Source organism: Streptomyces sp. NPDC046197, from assembly GCF_040646295.1.
Taxonomy (GTDB): domain Bacteria; phylum Actinomycetota; class Actinomycetes; order Streptomycetales; family Streptomycetaceae; genus Streptomyces.
The window spans coordinates 148,450-169,964 of the sequence record NZ_JBEYZY010000003.1; the positions used below are offsets into that span (position 1 = coordinate 148,450).

Here is a 21,515-nt window from a genome sequence, read left to right on the forward strand (position 1 = left end):
AACCTTGGCGCGTCATACCGCCACCGGAGCGAACCCGCTCCGTGACCCCGCCGACCGACGGCTCCCGCGTATCGCGGGGCCGTCGGGCCTGGTCATCTTCGGCGTCACCGGTGACCTGTCGCGCAAGAAGCTCATGCCCGCCGTGTACGACCTCGCGAACCGGGGTCTGCTGCCGCCGGGCTTCTCCCTGGTGGGCTTCGCCCGCCGGGACTGGGAGCACGAGGACTTCGCGCAGGTCGTGCACGACGCGGTCAAGGAGCACGCGCGCACGCCGTTTCGCGAGGAGGTCTGGCAGCAGCTCATCCAGGGCATGCGCTTCGTGCAGGGCACCTTCGACGACGACGACGCGTTCGAGCGGCTGCGCGGGACGATCGAGGAACTGGACAAGGCACAGGGCACGGGCGGCAACTTCGCCTTCTACCTGTCGGTGCCGCCGAAGTCCTTCCCCGTGGTCATCCAGCAGCTGAAGAAGCACCGGCTGGCCGACCAGACCGACGGCTCCTGGCGGCGCGCCGTGATCGAGAAGCCCTTCGGTCACGACCTGAAGTCGGCCGAGGAGCTCAACGCGATCGTGCACGAGGTCTTCGCCTCCGAGCAGGTCTTCCGCATCGACCACTACCTCGGCAAGGAGACCGTCCAGAACATCCTGGCCCTGCGCTTCGCCAACACGATGTTCGAGCCGATCTGGAACCGGTCCTTCGTGGACCATGTGCAGATCACCATGGCCGAGGACATCGGCATCGGCGGCCGCGCCGGCTACTACGACGGCATCGGCGCCGCCCGTGACGTCATCCAGAACCACCTCCTGCAGCTGCTCGCGCTGACCGCCATGGAGGAGCCGGCCTCCTTCGACGCGGACGCGCTGGCGGCGGAGAAGGAGAAGGTGCTCGGCGCGGTGCGACTGCCCAAGGACCTCGGCAGGGCGACCGTGCGCGGGCAGTACGCGGCCGGCTGGCAGGGCGGCGAGAAGGTCATCGGCTACCTCGAGGAAGAGGGCATCGACAAGAAGTCGAAGACCGACACCTACGCCGCGGTCAAGCTGGAGATCGACAACCGCCGCTGGGCGGGCGTCCCCTTCTACCTGCGCACCGGCAAGCGGCTCGGCCGCCGGGTGACGGAGATCGCGGTCGTCTTCCAGCGGGCACCGCACTCCCCCTTCGACACCACGGCCACCGAGGAACTCGGCCAGAACGCGATCGTCATCCGCGTCCAGCCGGACGAGGGCGTCACCGTCCGCTTCGGCTCCAAGGTGCCGGGCACCTCGATGGAGATCCGGGACGTGTCGATGGACTTCGCCTACGGCGAGTCCTTCACGGAGTCCAGCCCGGAGGCGTACGAGCGTCTCATCCTGGACGTCCTGCTCGGCGACTCGAACCTCTTCCCGCGCACCGAGGAGGTCGAGCTGTCCTGGAAGATCCTCGACCCGATCGAGGCCCACTGGGACAAGCACGGCAAGCCCGCCCAGTACCCGTCGGGCACGTGGGGCCCGGTGGAAGCCGACGAGATGCTCGCACGAGACGGACGGAGCTGGCGCCGGCCATGAAGATAGACCTCACCGACACCACGGCAAGCAAGATCAACAAGGCGCTGGTGCAGGGCCGCCGCGCCATCGGCACGCCGGCCGTCGGCATGGTGCTCACGCTGGTCGTCGTCACCGACGAGGAGAACGCCTACGACGCCCTGAAGGCCGCCGGCGACGCCTCGCGCGAGCACCCCTCGCGCACGCTGGTGGTCATCAGGCGCGTCTCGCGCACCCCTCGTGACCGCACGTCCTCACGTCTGGACGCCGAGGTGCGGGTGGGCGCGGACGCGGGCACCGGCGAGACGGTGGTGCTGCGCCTGTACGGCGAAGTGGCGGACCACGCCCAGTCGGTGGTCCTGCCGCTGCTGCTGCCGGACGCCCCGGTCGTGGTCTGGTGGCCGGTGAACGCCCCGCTCGACCCGGCCAACGACCCGCTGGGTGCCCTCGCCCAGCGCCGGGTCACCGACACGTACGCGGCCGAGCAGCCGGTGCGGGAGCTCGCGGCGCGGGCGGAGGCGTACACGCCGGGCGACACGGATCTGGCGTGGACCCGCATCACGCCGTGGCGCTCGATGCTGGCGGCTGCCCTCGACCAGGTCACGTGCGAGGTCAAGGCCGTCGAGGTGGAGGGCGAGGAGTTCAACCCGAGCTGCGAGCTGCTGGCGATGTGGCTCGCGGACCGGCTGGACGTACCGGTGAAGCGCTCGCTGTCGGCCGGTCCGGGGCTGACCGCGGTCCGCATGGAGACCACCTGCGGGCCGATCACCCTGGACCGGGCCGACGGCAGGCTGGCGACGCTGTCCATAGAGGGTCAGCCGGAGCGTGCGGTGGCGCTCAAGCGGCGGGACACCGCCGAGCTGGTCGCGGAGGAACTGCGGCGGCTGGACCCGGACGACACCTACGCGTCCGCGCTGCGGTACGGCGTGGACCGGGTGAACGGGCCGGCGGCTCCGGCCGGTGATCCCCTCACGGTTGCGGCACCCGAGGAGGAGGCCGCCAAGGCGCCGGCCCAGCGGGCGGCTTCCCGGACTGCCAAGAAGGTTCCGACGAGAAAGGCGACGGCGAAGTGAGCACCCCGCAGCTGGTCGTCCACCGGGACAAGGAACTGATGGCGCGGGCCGCCGCGGCCCGCCTCATCACCAAGATCGTCGACGCCCAGGCGTCGACGGGCTCGGCGTCCGTGGTCCTGACCGGCGGCCGCAACGGCAACGGCGTGCTGGCGGCGCTGGCCGCGGCACCCGCCCGTGACGCCATCGACTGGGGCCGGCTCGACCTGTGGTGGGGCGACGAGCGGTTCCTGCCGGAGGGCGACCCCGAGCGCAATGTCACGCAGGCACGGGCGGCCCTGCTGGACTCCGTGCCCCTGGACCCCAAGCGCGTACACCCCATGCCCGCGTCGGACGGCCCGCACGGCGCGGACGTCGAGGCGGCGGCGGAGGCCTACGCCGAGGAGCTGGCCCGTGCGGCGGGCCCCCAGAACCACGGCGCGGTGCCGACCTTCGACGTCCTCATGCTGGGCGTCGGTCCCGACACGCACGTGGCGTCGCTGTTCCCGGAACATCCCGCGGTCCGTGAGACGGAGCGCACGGTGGTCGGCGTCCACGGCTCCCCGAAGCCCCCGCCGACTCGCACCACCCTCACCCTCCCCGCGATCCGCTCGGCCCGCGAGGTCTGGCTCCTGGCCGCGGGCGAGGACAAGGCGAACGCGGTCGCCATCGCCCTGTCGGGCGCGGGTGAGATCCAGGCTCCGGCGGCCGGCGCCCGGGGCCGCGCCCGCACCCTGTGGCTCCTGGACACGGCGGCGGCCGCCCAGCTGCCGAAGTCGCTGTATCCGCCGGCGTCGCCCTGATCGGTGACCGTATACGACGGGGGGCGGTACCGGATCTCGGTACCGCCCCCCCGTCGTATGCGGGTGGTCCTACTTGACCGACCCCGCCATCACCCCCTGCACGAAGTGCCGCTGAAAGGCGAAGAACACCACGACCGGCACGATCAGGGACAGGAACGCGCCCGGTGCCAGGACGTCGATGTTGCTGCCGAACTGGCGGATCTGGGACTGGAGTTCCACCGTCAGTGGCTGGGAGGAGCTGTCGGCGAAGAGCAGCGCCACCAGCATGTCGTTCCACACCCACAGGAACTGGAAGATGGCGAGGCTGGCGATGGCGGGCCGGCCCACCGGCAGCACCAGCCGGGTGAAGATGCGCCACTCGCTGCCGCCGTCCATCCGCGCCGCCTCCAGCATCTCCTTGGGCATCTCGGCGAAGTAGTTCCGCAGCAGGAACACCGCGAACGGCAGGCCGTAGGCCACGTGGAAGAGCACCACACCGGGGATGGTGCCGAACAGCCCGAGCTGGCCGAAGAGTTTGGCGACCGGCAGCAGACCGATCTGCACCGGCACCACCAGCAGTGCCACCACCAGCAGGAACAGCGGCTCGCGGCAGGGGAAGTCCAGCCAGGCGAACGCGTATCCGGCGAGCGCCGCGAGCACGACGACCAGCACCGTCGCCGGCACCGAGATCAGCACCGTGTTCCAGAACGCCTGTGTCATGCCGGAGTTCTTCAGCAGCGCCGAGTAGTTGTCGAAGGACAGCCGGCCGGGGCTCGCCAGGGCCGTCCACCAGCCGCCCTTGGCGGTGTCCTGCGCCGACCGCAGCGAGGACACGAACAGCCCCGCCAGCGGAGTCAGCCAGACCAGGCCGATCACCACGAGGAACGCCTGGACCAGGCCGTTGCCCAGGCCGCGCCTGATCGCGTTCATCGCTGACTCCTTCGGAAACGGCGGACGTTGAAGACCATCGCGGGGATCACCAGGAGCAGGAGCAGCACACCGAGCGCGCTGCCGAGGCCCTGGTTGTTTCCGCCGCCGAAGGAAACCAGCCACATCTGCGTGGCGAGCACGGTCGCGTCCTCCTGCACCGGCCCGGGCGCGATGATGTAGACGAGGTCGAAGACCTTCATCACGTTGATCACAAGGGTCACGAAGACAACGGTCAGCACGGGTGCCAGCAGTGGAACCGTGATGCGCCGGAAGATCTGCCACTCGTTCGCCCCGTCCATCCGCGCCGCCTCCAGCGCGTCGCGCGGCAGTGTCGACAGGCCGGCGCCGATCAGCACCATGGCGAAGCCGGTCCAGATCCACAGGTACGCGCCGATGATCGCGGGTGTGACCAGGGTCGGGCCGAGCCAGGACACGCCCTGGTACGGGGGTGCGAAGTTGGACTCGGGCAGCTTCACCTCGTACGAGCCCGCGTGCAGTCCACGGAAGCGGAAGGAGCCGTCGGACGCTGTCGTCGTGCTCGCGACCGAGCGCCCGTCGCGCACCGCCTCGACCTCCATCCCCGGCAGCCCGCTCTCGCGGCGGTCCACCTTGCCCTGCTTCCCGCCTCCGCCGGGCGTGAAGTCCAGGTAGACGACTCCGCGCAGTTCGTCCGCCGCGGCCTTCTTCCCGGCCGCCGTGTAGGCGGGCGCGGCACCCTTGGGCAGGTCCTTGGGCAGCACCCCGACCATCGGCAGCGTCACCGAGTCGCCGGGTGACACGCCCGCCGTCGTCAGGTAGGAGCCGTCGCGGCCCTGGACCAGCCCCTGTCCCTCGCGGGCCCGCGCGGTCGGGTACGACGACGTGCCCTTGAAGGCGTCGTGGATGGAGACGGCGGCGGCGTTCAGCACGCCCTTGTTCGGGTCCTCGTCGTAGGCGAGGCGGAAGATGATCCCGGCGGCGAGGAAGGACACCGCCATCGGCATGAACAGCAGCAGCTTGAACGCCGTCGCCCAGCGGACCTTCTCCACGAGGACGGCCAGGACCAGGCCGAGTCCGGTCAGCAGCGCCGGGGCAACGACGACCCAGATGGTCGTGTTGCGGATGGCCTTGAGCGTGGCCGGGTCGCGGAACATCTCGGCGTAGTTGTCCCCGCCGACGAACCGGGTGCCGGAGGCGTCGAAGAAGCTGCGGCCGACGGAGAACAGCACCGGGTAGACGACGAGTGCGCCGAGCAGCAGCAGCGCGGGGAAGACGAACAGCAGGGCGACGACCCGCCCCCGCCGCCGCATGCGGCGCGCGCGGGCGGCGAGCGCGGCGGGCGGCGGCGGGCTCGCCCCTTTCTGCTTGGTGAGGATGGTGGCGGTCATGTCAGCTCAGCCCTGGTATGCCTTGGCGGCCGCGGACTCCAGCTGCGCGGCGGTCGCCTTCGGGTCGGACGGGTCGCGCAGGAAGTCCTGGAGCAGCTTCCACTCGCCCGCGCCCTTGGTGCCGCCGAAGGCCGCCGGGGCCTGGTCGGACATGTCGAAGCGGACCGAGTCGCCCGCCGCGATCAGGGACTTGGCGGTGGCGCGGCTGACGTCGTCGCTGTAGGAGGCGAGGTCGACCTTCTTGTTCGGGGACAGGAAGCCGCCGGCCTTCGCCCACACGGCCGCCGCCTCCGGGGTGGCGAGGTACTCCAGGAGCTGCATGCCGGCCTTGGCGTTCTTGCCGTCCTTGAGGACGGCCGCGGCGTCACCGCCGCTCACCACGGGTGCGGTGCCGCCGTCCACCGACGGGAACGGGAAGAAGTTCGCGTCCTTGCCGATGGTCTTCCCGAACTGGTCGTGCGCGACACCGGCGACGAAGTCGCCCTCGTAGACCATGCCGGCCTCGGGCTTGGGTCCGAAGACCTTCTCCACCGACCCCGGGAAGTCGGTGTTGAGGGCCTCCTTCTGCCCGCCCGCGATCAGCTGCTTGTCCTTGAACAGCTTGCCGAGCGTGGTGAGCGCCTTGACCACGCTCGCGTCGGTCCACTTCAGCTTGTGGGCGGCGAGGGCGTCGTACTTCTCGGGTCCGGCCTGGGAGAGGTAGATGTTCTCGAACCAGTCGGTGAGCGTCCAGCCGTCCTGCCCGGCCACCGCGAAGGCGGAGAGCCCGGAGTCGGCGACGGTGTGGCCGGCCTTCAGCATCTCGTCGTACGTCTTCGGCGGCTTGACCCCGGCCTGCGTGAGGGCGGCGGGGCTGTACCAGACGGTCGACTTGTGTGCGGCCTTGAAGTACAGGCCGTAGAGGGTGCCGTCGACGCTGCCGTACTTCTTCCACACGGGCGCGTAGTTGGCGTCGACGGACTGCTGGGTGGTGGTGGACAGCGGCTTGAGCCAGCCCTTCTTGGCGAACTGCTGGAGCACGCCGACCTGCGGGACCATCACGACGTCGGGGGCGTTGCCGCCCTCGATCTTGCTGCCGACGACGGTGGAGACGTTGTCACCGGTGGAGATGAACTGGGTCTTGGCGCCGGTCTTGGCGGTGAAGGCGTCCAGCACCTTCTGGAAGTTCTTCTGTTCGCTGCCGGTCCAGACGCCGGCCACGGTGACGGTCTGGCCGCTGAGTGCCTTGTCGCCGCCGCCGGCGCTGACGGGTCCGCCTCCGCAGGCGGTGGCGCCGAGCGCGAGGGCCAGGGCGGTGCAGCTGGTGAGCAGGGTGGTACGTCGTCGCATCATCGTTGATGTCCCTTCGGGGATGGGGAACTGACGGTTGGGTGCCTGACGGTTGGGTGACTGGCGTGGGTGAATGACGGTCGGTTGGGTGACTGACGGTCGGTTGGCTGACGGGGGCTCAGAGGTCGGCGGCGCCGTCGCCGATCCACCACGCGGCCGTGGATCCGGCGAGCACGCCGGGCGGGCAGGGGCCGCTGGCCAGCAGCGGGGTGCCCGAGACCGGGGCGGGGGTGGGGGCCGTACCGAAGTTGACGGCGCAGACCAGGCCGTCACCGCGGACGAAGCCGAGGACGCCGGGTGGGGTGTCCAGCCAGCGCAGGCTGCCCTCGCCCAACTGGGGCAGGGCGGCTCGCAGTTGCAGGCCGTCCCGGTACAGGTGCCAGAAGGAACGGGTGTCGGCGAGGGCCCGGTCGGTGGCGTGTTCGGCGAACCAGTCCGGCTGCGGCAGCCAGGGCTTGGCGCCCTCCGCCCCGGAGGTGAAGCCGAACGGGGAGGCCTGTCCGGACCACGGGAGCGGCACCCGGCAGCCGTCGCGGATGCGGGCGCGGCTTCCGGTGCGGCGGAAGATCGGGTCGGTGAGCACGTCGTCGGGCAGGTCGACGACCTCGGGAAGGCCCAGTTCCTCGCCCTGGTAGATGTACGCGGCTCCGGGCAGCGCCAGCATCAGCAGCGCGGCGGCGCGGGCACGGGCGGCGCCGAGTCCGCTGCCCTCGGTGGCGGGTTCGCCGTACCGGGTGACGGTGCGGACCTGGTCGTGGTTGTTGAGGACCCAGGTGACCGTGGAGCCCGTGCCGGCTATGTCCTGCATGGCCTCGGAGATGACCTTGCGGAAGGCGTCCGCGTTCCAGGGGGCACTGAGCAGGTCGAAGAAGAACGCCTGGTGCAGCTCGTCCGGGCGGACGTAGTTGGCGTGCTCGCGGGCGGTGGGGACGGAGACCTCGCCGACCAGCAGCCGCTCGCGGCCGTCGCGGGCGGTGTACTCCTCGCACACCGAGCGCCAGTGCCGCCACACCTCGTGCACCTCGGGCTGGTTCCAGGCGAGCGGGTTGACCGAGTCGCGGGTGCGGGCGTCGGCCTCCGGGTCCGGGGAGTCGGGCAGCTCGGGGTGTTTGTAGAGGCCTGCGGCGACGTCGATGCGGAAGCCGTCGACGCCCCGGTCGAGCCAGAAGCGCAGGGTCCGGTCGAACTCGGCGGGGACCTCGGGACCACGCCAGTTCCAGTCGGGCTGCTCGGGCGTGAACATGTGCAGGTACCACTGGCCGGGGCGGCCGTCGGACTCGGTGACCCGGGTCCAGGCCGGCCCGCCGAACATGGCGTGCCAGTTGTTGGGCGGCTCGGAGCCGTCGGCGCCGCGACCGTCGGCGAAGTGGAAGCGGGCGCGGGCCGGGCTGCCGGGCTCGGCGGCGAGCGCCTCGCGGAACCACGGGTGCTCGCTGGAGCAGTGGTTGGGCACGATGTCGAGGAGCACCTTGATGCCGAGCCGCCGGGCGGCCGCCATCAGCAGGTCGAACTCGGCGAGGTCGCCGAAGAGCGGGTCGACGTCGCAGTAGTCGGCCACGTCGTAGCCGTGGTCGTGCTGGGGCGAAGGGTAGAAGGGGCTCAGCCAGATCCCGTCGACGCCGAGCTTCTTCAGGTACGGCAGTCCGGCCCTGACCCCGGCCAGATCGCCGATTCCGTCGCCGGTGCTGTCCAGGAAGCTGCGGACGTACACCTGGTAGATCACTGCGTCGCGCCACCAGCGACGAGTGTCGATGTGCTTGCTACTCACCCCGTTGACCTGTCTGTGCGTGCGGGGAAGGGTCCGGAGCCGGGCCCTGCGGTTATGCATGCATGTTAGGTAGGCGTGTCGCGAGGGTGTCAATGAAAAGAACAGAAGCTACCGCCGAGTTGAGGGTCCAAATACGGACTTACTGGGGCACCGTGGGCCCAGTTGAGATGTGCGCGTTACCTAACAAGTAACTAGCGGCGGGAAATGGCCGCCAGCTCGCGGGCCAGCCGCCGCACCGCAGCCTCGGGCGTCTCCTGCCCGGTGAGCGCGTCGTGCACGACCGCCTGCACCACCAGGCTCACCTGGTCGTAGTGCGGGCTCTTGGGGCGCGGCGCGGCCGAGAGCACGGCGGCGCGCAGGGTCGGCAGGTAGGGGAACTGCCGTACGAGGGCGGGGTCCGCGTACAGCGCGGCACGCACCGGCGGCAGCGCTCCGCGGGTGAGGACCTGGCGCTGGACTCGCTCGCTGGTGAGATAGGCGATCAGACGCGCGGCCGAATCGGGATGCCGGGCATGGGTGTTGACCGCCAGGTTGGAGCCGCCGAGGACGCTCGTCCCGGGCCCGTAGGGGCCGGGCAGCGGTACGGCACCGATCTTCCCGGCCACCTTGGAGCCCTTGGCGGAGGCGACGACGTAGGCGTACGGCCAGTTGCGCAGGAAGAGCAGCCGGCCGTCCTGGAAGGCCTGCTTGGACTCCTCCTCCTTGTAGGTCAGCGCCTGTTCGGGGATCCAGCCCTCACGGAAACCATGGGCGAGGAACCCGATGCCCTCGCGGGCCGCGTCCGAGTTCACGGTGACCCGCGCGCCCTCGTCGCCGAGGATCGTGCCGCCCGCCGAGTAGACGGCCTCGGCCGCGTTGACGGTGAGGCCCTCGTAGGGCAGGAACTGGCCCGCGTAGCCGTCCAGCCCGTACTTCGGCGCGATGGTCTTCGCGTCGTGCTCCAGCTCGGCCCAGGTGCGCGGCGGCGGGACGCCCTCCTTTTCGAGGATGTCCTTGCGGTACATCAGCAGCCCGGCGTTCGTGACGTACGGGACCGCGTACAGCTGTCCGTCGTAGGTGGCCGTGTCGACGACCGGCGGCAGGAAGGTCTTCAGCGGAAAGCGGTCGCGCGGCAGCGGGCGGATCCAGCCGGCCGCCGCGAACTCCGACGTCCAGTTGACGTCGATGTTGAGGACGTCGAACCGGCTGCGGTCACCGCCCCGCAGGTCGGTGGTCATCTGCGCATGCGTCTCGTCGGCCGAGTCCGGCAGCTCGACGAGGGTGACCTTCTCGCCGGGGTGGGTGCGGTTCCAGCCCTCCAGCAGCGGACCGAGGTAGCCGGTGAGGTCCCCGGCGGTGGCCAGGGTGAGCGGGCCGCGGCCATCGGCGCCGCCCTCGTCGGCGCGGGCGCCCGAGGCGACGTAACCCGTCATGACCACGACCAGAACGAGAAGGCCCCTACCGGCGGCGCGTATCCACCGCATAGGTTCCTCCCTGTACACCGGCATCCGTGGGCGCCTTCACCCGGGACCAGAGGCCTGTATACCGGTTAGGTATGGGCGATACTAGGGCCTGGGGTCAATCTCACGTCGTCCGCCCGAAGGTCGGACCCGGCGGCGATTGACGCCAGGCCCTGTGGGCCTGGAGCACATTGTGAGAGGACAGGAGGAAAGCACGAGTGCGCCTGCCCCTCCTGGCACTCCTCGCGCGCGGCCCCGCCCACGGCTACGAGCTGAAGCAGGACCTTGAGCAACTGCTGGGCTCCGCGTACCCTCAGCCGAACGTCGGCCAGATCTACGTGACCCTCGGCCGCCTCGAGAAGTCGGGACTGATCGAGGGCGAGGAGGTCGAGCAGTCCAGCCGGCCCAACAAGAAGATCTACCACCTCACCGACGCCGGGCGTGAGGCGCTGCGCGCCTGGTACGAGGAGACCGAGAACGAGCCGCGGGTACGGGACGAGTTCTTCATGAAGCTGGCACTCGCCCCGCAGACCGGTCTCGCCGACCAGATCGCCCTCATCAACAAGCAGCGGCGCCAGTACCTCAACACCATGCGCAACCTGTCGAAACTGGCCGCGGCCGAGAACCGGGACAACCGAATCGCCCAACTGCTGATCGAGGGCGCGATGCTGCACCTGCAGGCCGACCTGGACTGGCTGGAACGGTGCCAGGAGGAACTGGAGGAGCTGGAGTGAGCGAGGCCCCCACTCCGCTGCTGCGCGCCGAGGGCCTGGTCAAGACCCACCACGGCGAGGGCGCGCCGGCGCGTGCCGTGCGTGGTGTCGACCTGCGCGTCACCCAGGGCGAATTCGTGGCGATCACCGGTCCCTCCGGGGCCGGCAAGTCCACCCTGCTGCATCTGCTGGGCGGCCTGCAGCGGCCCGACGAGGGCAGCATCTGGCTGGACGGGCGATGCACGGACTCCTACAACGAGGCCCGCTGGGCCGAGGAACGCAGGAAGCGGATCGGGATCGTCTTCCAGTTCTTCAACCTGGTCTCCAATCTGTCGGTCGCCGACAACGTCGAGCTGCCCGCGCTACTCGCCGGCCGCTCGCCCCGGCAGGCGCGCGCCGAGCGGGAGGAACTGCTCACCGAGCTGGGCCTGCAGGGCAAGGAGCGCAGCATGCCGGGCGAGCTGTCCGGCGGCGAGCAGCAGCGGGTCGCGCTCGCCCGCGCGCTGGTCAACCATCCGCCGCTGCTGCTGGCCGACGAGCCCGCCGGCAGCCTGGACAGCAAGGGCACCCGCGAGGTGATGCGGCTGCTGTCCCGTTTCCACCAGCGCGGCCAGACCATCCTGCTGGTCACCCACGACGCCCGGCTGGCGAGCGCCGCGGACCGGGTGATCAGTTTCTTCGACGGCCGGATCGCCGACGACGCCGAACTGGACGGGTCACCGCCGCAGGGCACCGGCATCGCGGGCGTGCTGGAGCTGAGGGACTGAGCGCGGTGTACGACCATCTGAACCAGCTGCCCGGGCCAAGGGGCTGAGGCCGGTGCGAGCCACGTTGCGCTGGGCGCACTCCGATCTGCGCACCCACCGCGGGGAGGCGCTGTTCATCGTGCTGGCCACCGCCGGCATCGTCGCCTCGCTGCTGCTGGCCACCGCGCTGTTCGGGTACGCCACGAACCCCTGGCAGCGGATCTTCACCCAGTCCCGCGGCGCCCACGTGTGGATCCACACCGTGAAGTCCGCCGACACCGGCAGGCTCGCCGCGCTGGACGGTGTCGAGGCGGTAGCCGGTCCCTATCCCACCGAGTCCGTCACCGTCTCCTCGCGTGGCACGCGGGCCCAGGCCGAGCTGCGCGGCACATCCGGCCGGCCCACCGTGGGCCGCCCGCTGCTGGCCTCCGGCCACTGGCTCGACCCGCGGGAACCGGACGGTGTGGTCCTGGACAGCCGCCTGGCCCGGGCGCTGCTGGCCGAGCCCGGGGACACGCTCACCCTGCCGGGCACCGCGCGCACCATGACCGTCGTGGGCGTCGCGGACAGCGCCGAGCCGCGCTACCGCCCGGGGGAACAGCCGGGGCTGGTGTGGGCACTGCCGTCCGCCGTGCGCGACCCCGGCGGCCGGGTGATCGGGCTGCGCCTGACCGATCCCGGCGACACGGACTACGCCGTGCAGCGCGCGGTCACCGTGCTGGGCGCCGGCGCGGTCGGCGAGGTGTCCACCTGGCAGCAGGCGCGGGCCGAGGCCCAGGGCGACAACCGCCTGCTCGGCCAGGTGCTGGGCCTGTTCGGCCTGGGCGCGCTGGTGGCGGCCGGGTTCGCGGTGCACGGTGCGATCGGCACCCGCATCCGCGGCCATCTGCGGGACATCTCGGTGCTGAAGGCGATCGGCTTCACTCCCGGTCAGGTCGTGCGGATCTTCCTGCTCCAGCACGTGGCGTACGCGCTGCTCGGCGCCTTGGCCGCCGCCGCGCTCACCCAGGGGCTGGGTACGGGCATACCCGGGCGGCTCGGCGACGCGGTGGGCGTGTGGCAGGGGCTGCCGGGACACACCCTGGCGCTGTTCGCGGTGCCGGTGGGGGCGGTGCTGTTCATCGGCGCGGTGACCGGGCTCGCGGCCTGGCGGGCCGGCCGGGTGCCCCCGGTGCCCGTACCGCGCCCCGCGGCCCCCGTCGGCGGACGGCTGACCGGCTTGGCGCGCCGGGCCCTCGGCCTGCGGCTGCCGCCCGCGCTGGTGCTGGGCTGGCACAAGGCGTTCAGCCGGCGCCCGCGCACGCTCGCCACCATCGGCCGGCTCGCGCTGCCGCTCCTGCTGATCGTGGTCGCGATGAGCGCCTGGACCACCATCGACCGCTTCCACAGCAGGCCCGCGCAGATGGGCCTGCCGGCCGCGCTCACCGTGCGCGCGGACGGCGGGACGGGCGACCGGGAGACCCGGGTGCTGCTGGACCGCGAGCCCCGGGTCGCCGCCGTCTATCCGGGCGTCGAGGTCGCCGCCCTGGTCCCGGGCCAGACCTCCACGATCGCCCTGCGGGGCCTGGGCACCCGCCAGGCCCCCTACCCGTACACCCTGGCCGAGGGCCGTCCCGCGACGGGCCCGGACGAGGCCGTGGCCGGCCAGGGGCTGCTCGACCTTCTGGACGTGCACGTCGGCGACTGGGTCCGGATGACGGTCGGCGACCAGCCGCAGATCCTGCACATCGTGGGCCGCAGCATCGAGCCGGAGAACGCGGGCCGGGTCATCTCCACCTCGCTGGACACGCTCCGCGAGAACGATCCCCACCTGGCACCGACCCTCTACCAGCTGCGCTTGCGCCCCGGCTCCGACCCGCACCGCGTCGCCACCGACCTGGCCTCGGCCGGACTCGGGCACCTGGACGTGCACACCGTGACCAACCCGGCCGACGGGCTGTCCCCGTTGCGCGCGGTCGTCGCCGGGCTGGTGTGCGTGCTCGCGCTCATCGGGCTGATCGAGTTGCTGACCGCGATCGGCGGCACGGTCCGCGAGGGCGAGCGGGACCTGCTGGCGCTGAAGGCGATCGGACTGTCCCCGCGCCAGATCACCGCGATCACCGTCACGGCCACGGGCTGCACCACCCTGGCCGCGGTCGCCGTGGGGACGGTGCTCGGCCTGCCGCTGGCCCACTGGCTGATCGACGCGCAGGGCCGCTCCAGCGGCATCGGCGCCGGGATCGCGCAGATACCGCCGCCGGGGCTCCTGGTGCTGTTCTCAGCGGCGGCGGTGCTGGGCGCCGCCGCCCTCGCCGCCGTCCCCGCCGCCCGTGCAGCCCGGCGGCGGCTCGCGGACACCCTGAGCGCCGTGGCGTGAGCACGGCGGCTGAAGGGGGCGTTCCGGGCGACCGGGAAGCCCAGGCGGGGACAGCCGCCGGACGCCGTCCCCGCCCGTCGGCTCAGCTCCGGCCGCGCAGCTCCCGGTACTTGGCGACGAGGGACTTCGTCGACGCGTCCAGGCCCTCGACCTCGGCGCCTTCGGTCAGTGCGGGCTCGACCCGCTTGGCGAGCACCTTGCCGAGCTCCACACCCCACTGGTCGAAGGAGTCGATGTTCCAGATCGCGCCCTGCACGAACACCTTGTGCTCGTAGAGGGCGACGAGCTGGCCGAGCACGGACGGGGTGAGTTCACGCGCCAGGACAGTGGTCGTCGGGTGGTTGCCGCGGAACCTCTTGTGCGGCACCAGTTCCTCCGGCACGCCCTCCGCGCGCACCTCCTCCGGCGTCTTGCCGAAGGCCAGCGCCTGGGTCTGGGCGAAGAAGTTGGCCATCAACAGATCGTGCTGCGCCGCGAGTTCGTCGCTCAGCTCGGCGACCGGCTCGGCGAAGGCGATGAAGTCGGCCGGGATCAGCTTGGTGCCCTGGTGGATGAGCTGGTAGTAGGCGTGCTGTCCGTTGGTACCGGGTGTGCCCCACACGACCGGTCCGGTCTGCCACCGCACCGCGTTCCCGTCCCGGGTGACGGACTTGCCGTTGGACTCCATGTCCAGCTGCTGCAGGTACGCGGTGAACTTCGACAGGTAGTGCGAGTACGGCAGCACCGCGTGCGACTGGGCGTCGTGGAAGTTGCCGTACCAGATACCGAGCAGGCCCAGCAGCAGCGGCACGTTGGTCTCGGCGGGCGCGGTCCTGAAGTGCTCGTCGACGGTGTGGAAGCCGTCGAGCATCTCGCGGAAGCGGTCCGGGCCGATGGCGATCATCAGCGACAGTCCGATCGCGGAGTCGTAGGAGTACCGGCCGCCGACCCAGTCCCAGAACTCGAACATGTTGGCCGTGTCGATGCCGAACGCGGAGACCCTCTCCGCGTTGGTCGACAGGGCCACGAAGTGCCTGGCGACCGCCTCCGGACCGGCCTTCAGTCCGCCGAGCAGCCAGTTCCGGGCCGAAGTGGCGTTGGTGACCGTCTCGATGGTGGTGAAGGTCTTGGAGGCGATGATGAACAGCGTCTCCGCGGGGTCCAGGTCGCGGGTGGCCTCGTGCAGGTCGGCGCCGTCGACATTGGAGACGAAGCGGACGGTGAGATCACGGTCGGTCCAGGCGCGCAGCGCCTCGTAGGCCATCGCCGGCCCCAGGTCGGAGCCGCCGATGCCGATGTTGATCACGTTCCTGATGCGCTTGCCGGTGTGGCCCGTCCAGGCGCCGGAGCGGACCCGCTCGGCGAAGTCGCTCATCTTGTCGAGGACCGCGTGCACCCCGGCGACGACGTTCTCCCCGTCGACCTCGACGACGGCCTCACGCGGGGCGCGCAGGGCGGTGTGCAGGACGGCACGGCCCTCGGTGACGTTGATCCTGTCGCCGCGGAACATGGCGTCGCGCAGACCGAAGACGTCGGTGGCGACGGCCAGCTCGCGCAGCAGCCGCAGGGTCTCGTCGGTGACGAGGTGCTTGGAGTAGTCGACGTACAGATCACCGACCTGGAGCGTGTATCCGTCACCGCGACCCGGGTCGGCCGCGAACAGATCCCGCAGGTGCGTGTCGGCGAGCTCCTCGCGGTGCTTGGCCAGAGCGGTCCACTCGGGCATCTGGTTGAGCCTGGCACGGCCGTCTGTGTTCATTTCGGACTTCAGCCTTCCTTCGTACCTGTCCGTGCTGCGTACCTCGCCCCGCTGCCGGTCCCAACCTATGTGATCAGCGGGTGACGTGAGCCGTCGTCACGCCGTCCTGCGGCGCAACAACAACTACGTCCGGCTTGCGCGCGGGTATCAGCGCCGTGACGGCCAGGACGAAGAACCCGGCCGTGAGCAGCGCGGGGGTGTTCGGGCCCCAGGCGGTGGCCACAGCGCCGCCGAGCAGCGCGCCCAGGGGCGCTCCGGCGACGGCGAGGGTCCGGAAGGCCGCACTGACGCGGCCCAGCATGTCCGCGGGGCTGCGCTGCTGCATCAGCGTCGTGGTGTTGACGTTCCACACCATGCCCATGAGCCCGAACGCGGCCAGCGCGGCCACCAGGGCGACCAGACTGCGCACCGAGCCCATCACGACCAGGGCGGCGATCTGCGCGGTGCCGGCCAGCAGGACGCACCGCATACGACCGAGCCGGACCACGATCGGGCGGTTGACCACTCCCCCGGCCAGGCTGCCCACGGTGTACGCGGTCATGGCCGCCGCGTATCCCGCGGTGCCCGCGTCCAACCAGCCGGTCACCAGGATGACCAACGTGGCGATGAGGGCGCCCATGCCCACGTTGCACAGGGCCGTGGCCACGCACAGTCCCCGCAGGGCCCGGTCGCGCGCGAGGGCACGCAGGCCGTCGGCGATCTCCCGGCGCAGGGTGCTGCCCGCCGGTCTCGGTCTCCGCTCGGGCGCCCACCCGCGCAGGGAGGCCACGAGCGCGGCCGCCACCAGGAACGTCACGGCGTCGGCGGCGAACGGAGCCGCGGAGCCCACCGCGAGGAGCAGGGGCAACGCCGGGCCGCCCAGCAGGCCGCCCGCGACCCGCTGTCCGGTCATCAGGCGGGCGTTGGCACTGCCGAGCGCCTCCCGGTCCACCAGGGCGGGCAGCAGGGCCGTGGCGGCGTTGTCGAAGAGTGTCTGAAGTGCGGTCAGCACGAAGGCCAGCGCGATCAGCAGGCCTGTCGTGGCGTGCCCCAGGGCGACGGCCAGCGCGAAGCCGCCGACGAGCAGGGCGCGGGCCGCGTCCACGGTCCACATCGCGCGCCGCTGGTCCACGCGGTCGGCGACGGCGCCGCCGAGCAGGCCGAAGACGATCCAGGGCAGGTAGCCGCACGCTGTGACGGAGGCGATGAGCAGGGGTTCGCGGGTCAGCGAGGCCGCGAGCAGCGGCAGCGCGGCGGTGCGCAGCGCGTCACCGAAGCTGGAGAGCACGGCGGCGCTCCACAGCCGACCGAAGCCCCCGCGCCACGGGGGTGCACCCGCAGACCCGGCCCCGGCACCCGCTACACCCGTCACGACTCCCCCTCACGTTGCGACCATGCACAAACCGTAAGGGGCGGCACTGACAATCGGTTCCGGGCGAGCCCCGGCGGGATCCGAAACAGGTCCGGCCCAGCGCCCTCGGGCACCGGCCGGGTTCCCAACTCCTAGATTTCGCCCCGCAGTTTGGCGAGCGCCTCGGCGAGGATCGCCTCACCGTCCGCGTCGCTGCGGCGCTCCCGTACGTACGCCAGGTGCGTCTTGTACGGCTCGGTGCGCGGCGGGTCCGGCGGGTTGTCCCGGTCCTGACCGGCCGGGAAGCCGCAGCGCGGGCAGTCCCAGGTGTCGGGAACCTGCGCGTCGCTGGCGAAGCTCGGCTGGGTCTCGTGCCCGTTGGAGCACCAGAAGGAGATGCGCAGACGCGGCGCGGACTCGCCGCGCTCGGCCTCGCCCATCGGCCCCGCCCCGACCCGGCTTCCCCGGATCGCGTTGCCACTTGCCACGGTCGTAACTCCCTGCGTGATGGTGCCGCGAAGCATGTCGGCGTTTCGCCTCGCTGCGAGCGCCTCAGTCTACGTAAGGCCCAACGCGCGTCCAGTGATTGGAGTTACAGGCCCCCCACGCACAGACGCAAGCCCCATGATAGGCCGCGCTCAGGAGCGCGTACCCAACATGGGGCCTCAACTGCGGAATGTGCGGTTTGTGCCGCGCGTCAGCTGTTCACCTTCGTCAGGAAGCCTTCATCACGATCCCCAGCACGACGATGCATGCGAACCAGAGCAGACCGACCACCACGGTGATCCGGTCGAGGTTGCGCTCGGCGACCGAGGAGCCACCGACGGACGACTGCATGCCGCCACCGAACATGTCGGAGAGGCCGCCGCCCTTCCCCTTGTGCATCAGCACCAGCAGCATCAGCAGCAGGCTGAAGACGATCAGGGCGATCGAGAACCCCAAAACCACGGCTGGACCAACTTCCTCGGATTCGGATGAACGACAGGGGCACGGCAGACCGTGCGGCTCGGCCGCACATGGCACGCCTACCATGCCCCCGCAAGGGTACGACGGATCGCCGCCACCGCATACTCGCAGCTCGGCTCAGTAATCGATCACTGCTCGCGGAAACGCACGATCTTGACGAACTCGTCCACGTCCAGCGAGGCGCCGCCGACCAGGGCGCCGTCGATGTCGGCCTGCGCCATGATCTCGGCGACGTTGCCCGACTTGACGGAGCCGCCGTACTGGATGCGGACCTTGTCGGCCACGTCCTGCGAGTACAGCTCGGCGATCTTGCCGCGGATGGCCGCGCAGACCTCCTGGGCGTCCTCGGCACCGCAGACCTTGCCGGTGCCGATGGCCCAGACGGGCTCGTAGGCGATCACGATCGACTCGGCCTGCTCGGTCGGCAGGTCCTTCAGACCGCCCTCGACCTGGGCAAGGGTGTGGGAGACGTGGTTGCCCGCCTCGCGGACCTCCAGTTCCTCGCCGACGCACAGGATCGGGGTCAGACCGTGCTTGTAGGCGGCCTTGGCCTTGGCGTTCACCAGCTCGTCGGTCTCACAGTGGTACTGCCGGCGCTCGGAGTGGCCGATCACCACGTAGGTGCACTTCAGCTTGGCCAGCATCGCACCGGAGATCTCACCGGTGTAGGCGCCGGAGTCGTGCGCCGAGACGTCCTGGGCGCCGTACTTGATCTTCAGCTTGTCGCCGTCGACCAGGGTCTGCACGGAGCGCAGGTCGGTGAAGGGCGGCAGGACGGCGACCTCGACGGCCTCGTGGTCCTTGTCGCTCAGGGCGAAGGCGAGCTTCTGGACGTGGGCGATGGCCTCAAGGTGGTTGAGGTTCATCTTCCAGTTGCCCGCCATCAGCGGCGTGCGCGTGCTCATTAAGGTTCAGTCCTCCAGTGCGGCGAGGCCGGGGAGCGTCTTGCCCTCGAGGTATTCGAGGGAGGCGCCGCCGCCGGTCGAGATGTGGCCGAATGCCGACTCGTCGAAGCCCAGCGTACGGACGGCCGCGGCGGAGTCGCCGCCGCCCACCACGGTGAAGCCGCTGGAGTCGACCAGGGCCTGGGCGACGGCCCGGGTGCCCTCGGCGAAGTCGGGGTGCTCGAAGACGCCCATCGGGCCGTTCCAGAAGACGGTGGCGGCGTCGATGATCTTCGAGGCGTACAGTTCGCGGGTCCTCGGGCCGATGTCCAGGCCCTCCTGGTCGGCGGGGATCTTGTCCGCGTCGACGACGGCGTGCTCGGTCGGGGCCTTGGTCTTCAGGTCCGGGAACTCCGGGGAGATCACCACGTCGACGGGCAGGAGCAGCTCGACGCCGTTCTTCTCGGCGCGCTCCATGTACTCCTGGACGGCCTGGATCTGGTCCTCCTGCAGGAGGGAGATGCCGACCTCGTAGCCCTTGGCCTTGAGGAACGTGTACGCCATGCCGCCGCCGATGAGCAGACGGTCGGCCTTGCCGAGCAGCTGGTCGATGACGGCGAGCTTGTCGGAGACCTTGGCGCCGCCGAGCGCGACGACGTAGGGCCGCTTGACCTCGTCGGTGAGCTTCTTCAGGACGCTCACCTCGGTGGCGATGAGGTAGCCGGCGTAGTGCGGCAGGCGGGCCGGCAGGTCGTAGACGGAGGCGTGCTTGCGGTGCACCGCGCCGAAGCCGTCACCCACGTACACGTCGGCGAGGGCGGCCAGCTGGTCCGCGAACTCACCGCGCTCGGTGTCGTCCTTGGAGGTCTCGCCGGGGTTGAAGCGCAGGTTCTCGATGACCGCGACCTGGCCGGGCTGGAGGCCGTCCACGGCGTCGTGGGCGGCGGGGCCCACGGTGTCCTGGGCGAACGCCACGGGCGCGCCGAGGAGTTCACCGAGGCGCTCGGCGGCGGGCAGCAGCGAGAAGGCCGGGTCCGGGGCGCCCTTGGGGCGGCCCAGGTGGGAGGCGACGACCACCTTGGCACCCGCCTCGGCGAGGGCCTTGACGGTGGGCAGGACGGCGCGGATGCGGCCGTCGTCGGTGATGACGCCGTCGGCGAGCGGCACGTTGAGGTCGGCGCGGACGAAGACACGCTTGTTGTCCACGCCTGCGGAGAGAAGTTCGTCGATCGTCTTCATTGGGGGACTCCTGGGAAGGGGGCTCTTGATCGTACGAGGGCTGATCGATCTGCACGCGGGCGGGAGCCGCGGTCCGGCGCCGGACCGCCACGGGACCGGCGCCGGACCGGCTCGCCGTACGCGAGTCAGGGCTCGGGCCGCGCGACGCTGCGCTGCCCGAGCCCTGCTGTCACATCGAGGTGCCTGCTTCGGCGATCAGAGCTGGTTGCCCACGAAGACCGTCAGGTCGACGAGGCGGTTGGAGTAGCCCCACTCGTTGTCGTACCAGCCGATGATCTTCACGTTCTTGCCGTCCTGGACCATGGTCAGGGAGGAGTCGAACGTGCAGGACGCCGGGGAGTTGACGATGTCGGAGGAGACGATCGGGTCCTCCGTGTAGTCGAGCAGCCCCTTGAGCTCGCCCTCGGCGGCCTTCTGGAAGGCGGCGTTGACCTCTTCCTTGGTGACCTCGCGGGACAGCTCCACGACCAGGTCCGTGACCGAGCCGGTCGGGACCGGGACGCGCATGGCGATGCCGTCCAGCTTGCCCTTCAGCTGCGGCAGGACCAGGGCGGTGGCCTTCGCGGCACCCGTCGTGGTCGGGATGATGTTCTCCGCGGCGGCACGGGCGCGGCGCAGGTCCTTGTGCGGGAAGTCCAGGATGCGCTGGTCGTTGGTGTACGCGTGCACCGTGGTCATCAGACCCTTGACGATGCCGAAGTTCTCGTCGAGGACCTTGGCCATCGGTGCCACACAGTTGGTGGTGCAGGAGGCGTTGGAGATGACGTGGTGGTTCGCCGGGTCGTACTTGTCCTGGTTGACGCCCATCACCACGGTGACGTCCTCATTCTTGGCCGGAGCCGAGATGATGACCTTCTTGGCGCCGCCGGCGATGTGCTTCTCGGCGTCTTCCTTCTTGGTGAAGATGCCGGTCGACTCGATGACGATGTCGACGCCCAGCTCGCCCCACGGGATGTCCGCGGGGTTGCGCTCGGAGAGGACCTTGATGGTCCTGCCGTCGACGGTGATGGTGTCCTCGGTGTGCGAGACCTCCTGCTTGAGGCGGCCCAGGATCGTGTCGTACTTGAGCAGGTGAGCGGTGGTCGCGGTGTCACCCAGGTCGTTGACGGCCACGACCTCGATGTCCGCCCCCTGCTCGAGCAGCGCGCGGAAGTAGTTACGCCCGATGCGGCCGAAGCCGTTGATGCCTACGCGGATCGTCACGAACCGATCTCCTCGTTGGTACGCCGGCCATGCGGTGCCGGCGAGCTGTATTGGGATGTCCCCGACCACCCCCGACCCTACCTCCCTGAGGCCCCCGCGGTGACATCCAGATGACCCATACACGGCACTGCGGTCCGTACCCGCCAGTAGGGGTACG

At 70.7% G+C, this 21,515-nt stretch carries 18 protein-coding genes; 6 read left to right on the forward strand and 12 right to left on the reverse strand.

From position 1 onward, the window contains the following. Positions 1–4: 4 nt before the first annotated feature. Genes zwf through pgl form a run of 3 tightly spaced genes read left to right on the forward strand, consistent with a single transcriptional unit; the run spans position 5 to position 3,371 of the window. Positions 5–1,543, forward strand: coding sequence for a glucose-6-phosphate dehydrogenase (gene zwf / locus AB0A61_RS05845; RefSeq protein WP_361286686.1), 1,539 nt, complete (start codon positions 5–7; stop codon positions 1,541–1,543). Beyond that, positions 1,540–2,592 (forward strand): glucose-6-phosphate dehydrogenase assembly protein OpcA, encoded by a 1,053-nt coding sequence (opcA, locus tag AB0A61_RS05850; RefSeq protein WP_361286689.1) that lies wholly within the window; start codon positions 1,540–1,542, stop codon positions 2,590–2,592. The genes zwf and opcA overlap by 4 nt, the downstream gene beginning before the upstream one ends. Then, positions 2,589–3,371: a 6-phosphogluconolactonase gene (pgl, locus tag AB0A61_RS05855; RefSeq protein ID WP_361286692.1), complete on the forward strand. Its 783-nt coding sequence runs from the start codon at positions 2,589–2,591 to the stop codon at positions 3,369–3,371. The genes opcA and pgl overlap by 4 nt, the downstream gene beginning before the upstream one ends. Positions 3,372–3,440: 69 nt before the next feature. On the opposite strand, the gene AB0A61_RS05860 is transcribed toward pgl, so the two are convergent. From AB0A61_RS05860 to AB0A61_RS05880, 5 genes are all read right to left on the reverse strand, one after another. Further along, positions 3,441–4,280, reverse strand: coding sequence for a carbohydrate ABC transporter permease (locus AB0A61_RS05860; protein ID WP_361286695.1), 840 nt, complete (start codon positions 4,278–4,280; stop codon positions 3,441–3,443). Beyond that, on the reverse strand, positions 4,277–5,647 hold the full coding sequence (locus AB0A61_RS05865) for an ABC transporter permease subunit (protein ID WP_361286698.1): 1,371 nt from the start codon (positions 5,645–5,647) through the stop codon (positions 4,277–4,279). The genes AB0A61_RS05860 and AB0A61_RS05865 overlap by 4 nt, the downstream gene beginning before the upstream one ends. A gap of 6 nt (positions 5,648–5,653) precedes the next feature. Continuing rightward, entirely contained in the window at positions 5,654–6,979 is a 1,326-nt protein-coding gene (locus tag AB0A61_RS05870; protein WP_361286701.1) for an ABC transporter substrate-binding protein, read from the reverse strand. A gap of 115 nt (positions 6,980–7,094) precedes the next feature. Then, complete coding sequence (locus tag AB0A61_RS05875; RefSeq protein ID WP_361287312.1) at positions 7,095–8,729, reverse strand: alpha-amylase family glycosyl hydrolase; 1,635 nt, start codon at positions 8,727–8,729, stop codon at positions 7,095–7,097. A gap of 206 nt (positions 8,730–8,935) precedes the next feature. Further along, entirely contained in the window at positions 8,936–10,207 is a 1,272-nt protein-coding gene (locus AB0A61_RS05880) for an ABC transporter substrate-binding protein (protein ID WP_361286704.1), read from the reverse strand. Positions 10,208–10,401: 194 nt separating this feature from the next. Here AB0A61_RS05880 and AB0A61_RS05885 point away from each other — a divergent pair, with 194 nt between their 5' ends. Genes AB0A61_RS05885 through AB0A61_RS05895 form a run of 3 tightly spaced genes read left to right on the forward strand, consistent with a single transcriptional unit; the run spans position 10,402 to position 13,998 of the window. After that, on the forward strand, positions 10,402–10,917 hold the full coding sequence (locus AB0A61_RS05885; protein ID WP_361286707.1) for a PadR family transcriptional regulator: 516 nt from the start codon (positions 10,402–10,404) through the stop codon (positions 10,915–10,917). Further along, positions 10,914–11,663 carry an ABC transporter ATP-binding protein gene (locus AB0A61_RS05890; RefSeq protein ID WP_361286709.1) on the forward strand — a complete coding sequence of 250 codons (750 nt, stop codon included), beginning with the start codon at positions 10,914–10,916 and terminating at the stop codon, positions 11,661–11,663. The genes AB0A61_RS05885 and AB0A61_RS05890 overlap by 4 nt, the downstream gene beginning before the upstream one ends. Positions 11,664–11,715: 52 nt before the next feature. Next, positions 11,716–13,998 (forward strand): ABC transporter permease, encoded by a 2,283-nt coding sequence (locus AB0A61_RS05895; protein WP_361286712.1) that lies wholly within the window; start codon positions 11,716–11,718, stop codon positions 13,996–13,998. Between the two features lie 82 nt (positions 13,999–14,080). Here AB0A61_RS05895 and pgi read toward each other — a convergent pair whose 3' ends face one another. The 7 genes from pgi to gap all read right to left on the reverse strand — a co-directional run bounded on the left by pgi (position 14,081) and on the right by gap (position 21,358). Continuing rightward, entirely contained in the window at positions 14,081–15,736 is a 1,656-nt protein-coding gene (gene pgi / locus AB0A61_RS05900) for a glucose-6-phosphate isomerase (protein WP_361286715.1), read from the reverse strand. A 73-nt stretch (positions 15,737–15,809) separates the two neighbouring features. Further along, positions 15,810–17,087 carry an MFS transporter gene (locus AB0A61_RS05905; RefSeq protein WP_361286718.1) on the reverse strand — a complete coding sequence of 426 codons (1,278 nt, stop codon included), beginning with the start codon at positions 17,085–17,087 and terminating at the stop codon, positions 15,810–15,812. A 131-nt stretch (positions 17,088–17,218) separates the two neighbouring features. Next, positions 17,219–17,554 carry an RNA polymerase-binding protein RbpA gene (locus AB0A61_RS05910; protein WP_003957010.1) on the reverse strand — a complete coding sequence of 112 codons (336 nt, stop codon included), beginning with the start codon at positions 17,552–17,554 and terminating at the stop codon, positions 17,219–17,221. A 226-nt stretch (positions 17,555–17,780) separates the two neighbouring features. Next, positions 17,781–18,014 (reverse strand): preprotein translocase subunit SecG, encoded by a 234-nt coding sequence (gene secG / locus AB0A61_RS05915; RefSeq protein ID WP_361286721.1) that lies wholly within the window; start codon positions 18,012–18,014, stop codon positions 17,781–17,783. 146 nt (positions 18,015–18,160) lie between these two features. Beyond that, positions 18,161–18,937, reverse strand: a complete 777-nt coding sequence (tpiA, locus tag AB0A61_RS05920; protein ID WP_361286724.1) for a triose-phosphate isomerase — start codon at positions 18,935–18,937, stop codon at positions 18,161–18,163. A gap of 6 nt (positions 18,938–18,943) precedes the next feature. Beyond that, positions 18,944–20,155, reverse strand: a complete 1,212-nt coding sequence (locus tag AB0A61_RS05925) for a phosphoglycerate kinase (protein ID WP_361286727.1) — start codon at positions 20,153–20,155, stop codon at positions 18,944–18,946. Between the two features lie 195 nt (positions 20,156–20,350). Further along, positions 20,351–21,358, reverse strand: coding sequence for a type I glyceraldehyde-3-phosphate dehydrogenase (gene gap, locus AB0A61_RS05930; RefSeq protein ID WP_361286730.1), 1,008 nt, complete (start codon positions 21,356–21,358; stop codon positions 20,351–20,353). Positions 21,359–21,515: the final 157 nt, after the last annotated feature.

Coding starts and splice junctions, on each gene's coding strand:
- AB0A61_RS05925 (WP_361286727.1), bottom strand. CDS start 20,155: ATGAAGACGATCGACGAACTTCTCTCCGCAGGCGTGGACAACAAGCGT.
- AB0A61_RS05865 (WP_361286698.1), bottom strand. CDS start 5,647: ATGACCGCCACCATCCTCACCAAGCAGAAAGGGGCGAGCCCGCCGCCG.
- AB0A61_RS05880 (WP_361286704.1), bottom strand. CDS start 10,207: ATGCGGTGGATACGCGCCGCCGGTAGGGGCCTTCTCGTTCTGGTCGTG.
- tpiA (WP_361286724.1), bottom strand. CDS start 18,937: ATGAGCACGCGCACGCCGCTGATGGCGGGCAACTGGAAGATGAACCTC.
- AB0A61_RS05870 (WP_361286701.1), bottom strand. CDS start 6,979: ATGATGCGACGACGTACCACCCTGCTCACCAGCTGCACCGCCCTGGCC.
- opcA (WP_361286689.1), top strand. CDS start 1,540: ATGAAGATAGACCTCACCGACACCACGGCAAGCAAGATCAACAAGGCG.
- AB0A61_RS05860 (WP_361286695.1), bottom strand. CDS start 4,280: ATGAACGCGATCAGGCGCGGCCTGGGCAACGGCCTGGTCCAGGCGTTC.
- pgi (WP_361286715.1), bottom strand. CDS start 15,736: ATGAACACAGACGGCCGTGCCAGGCTCAACCAGATGCCCGAGTGGACC.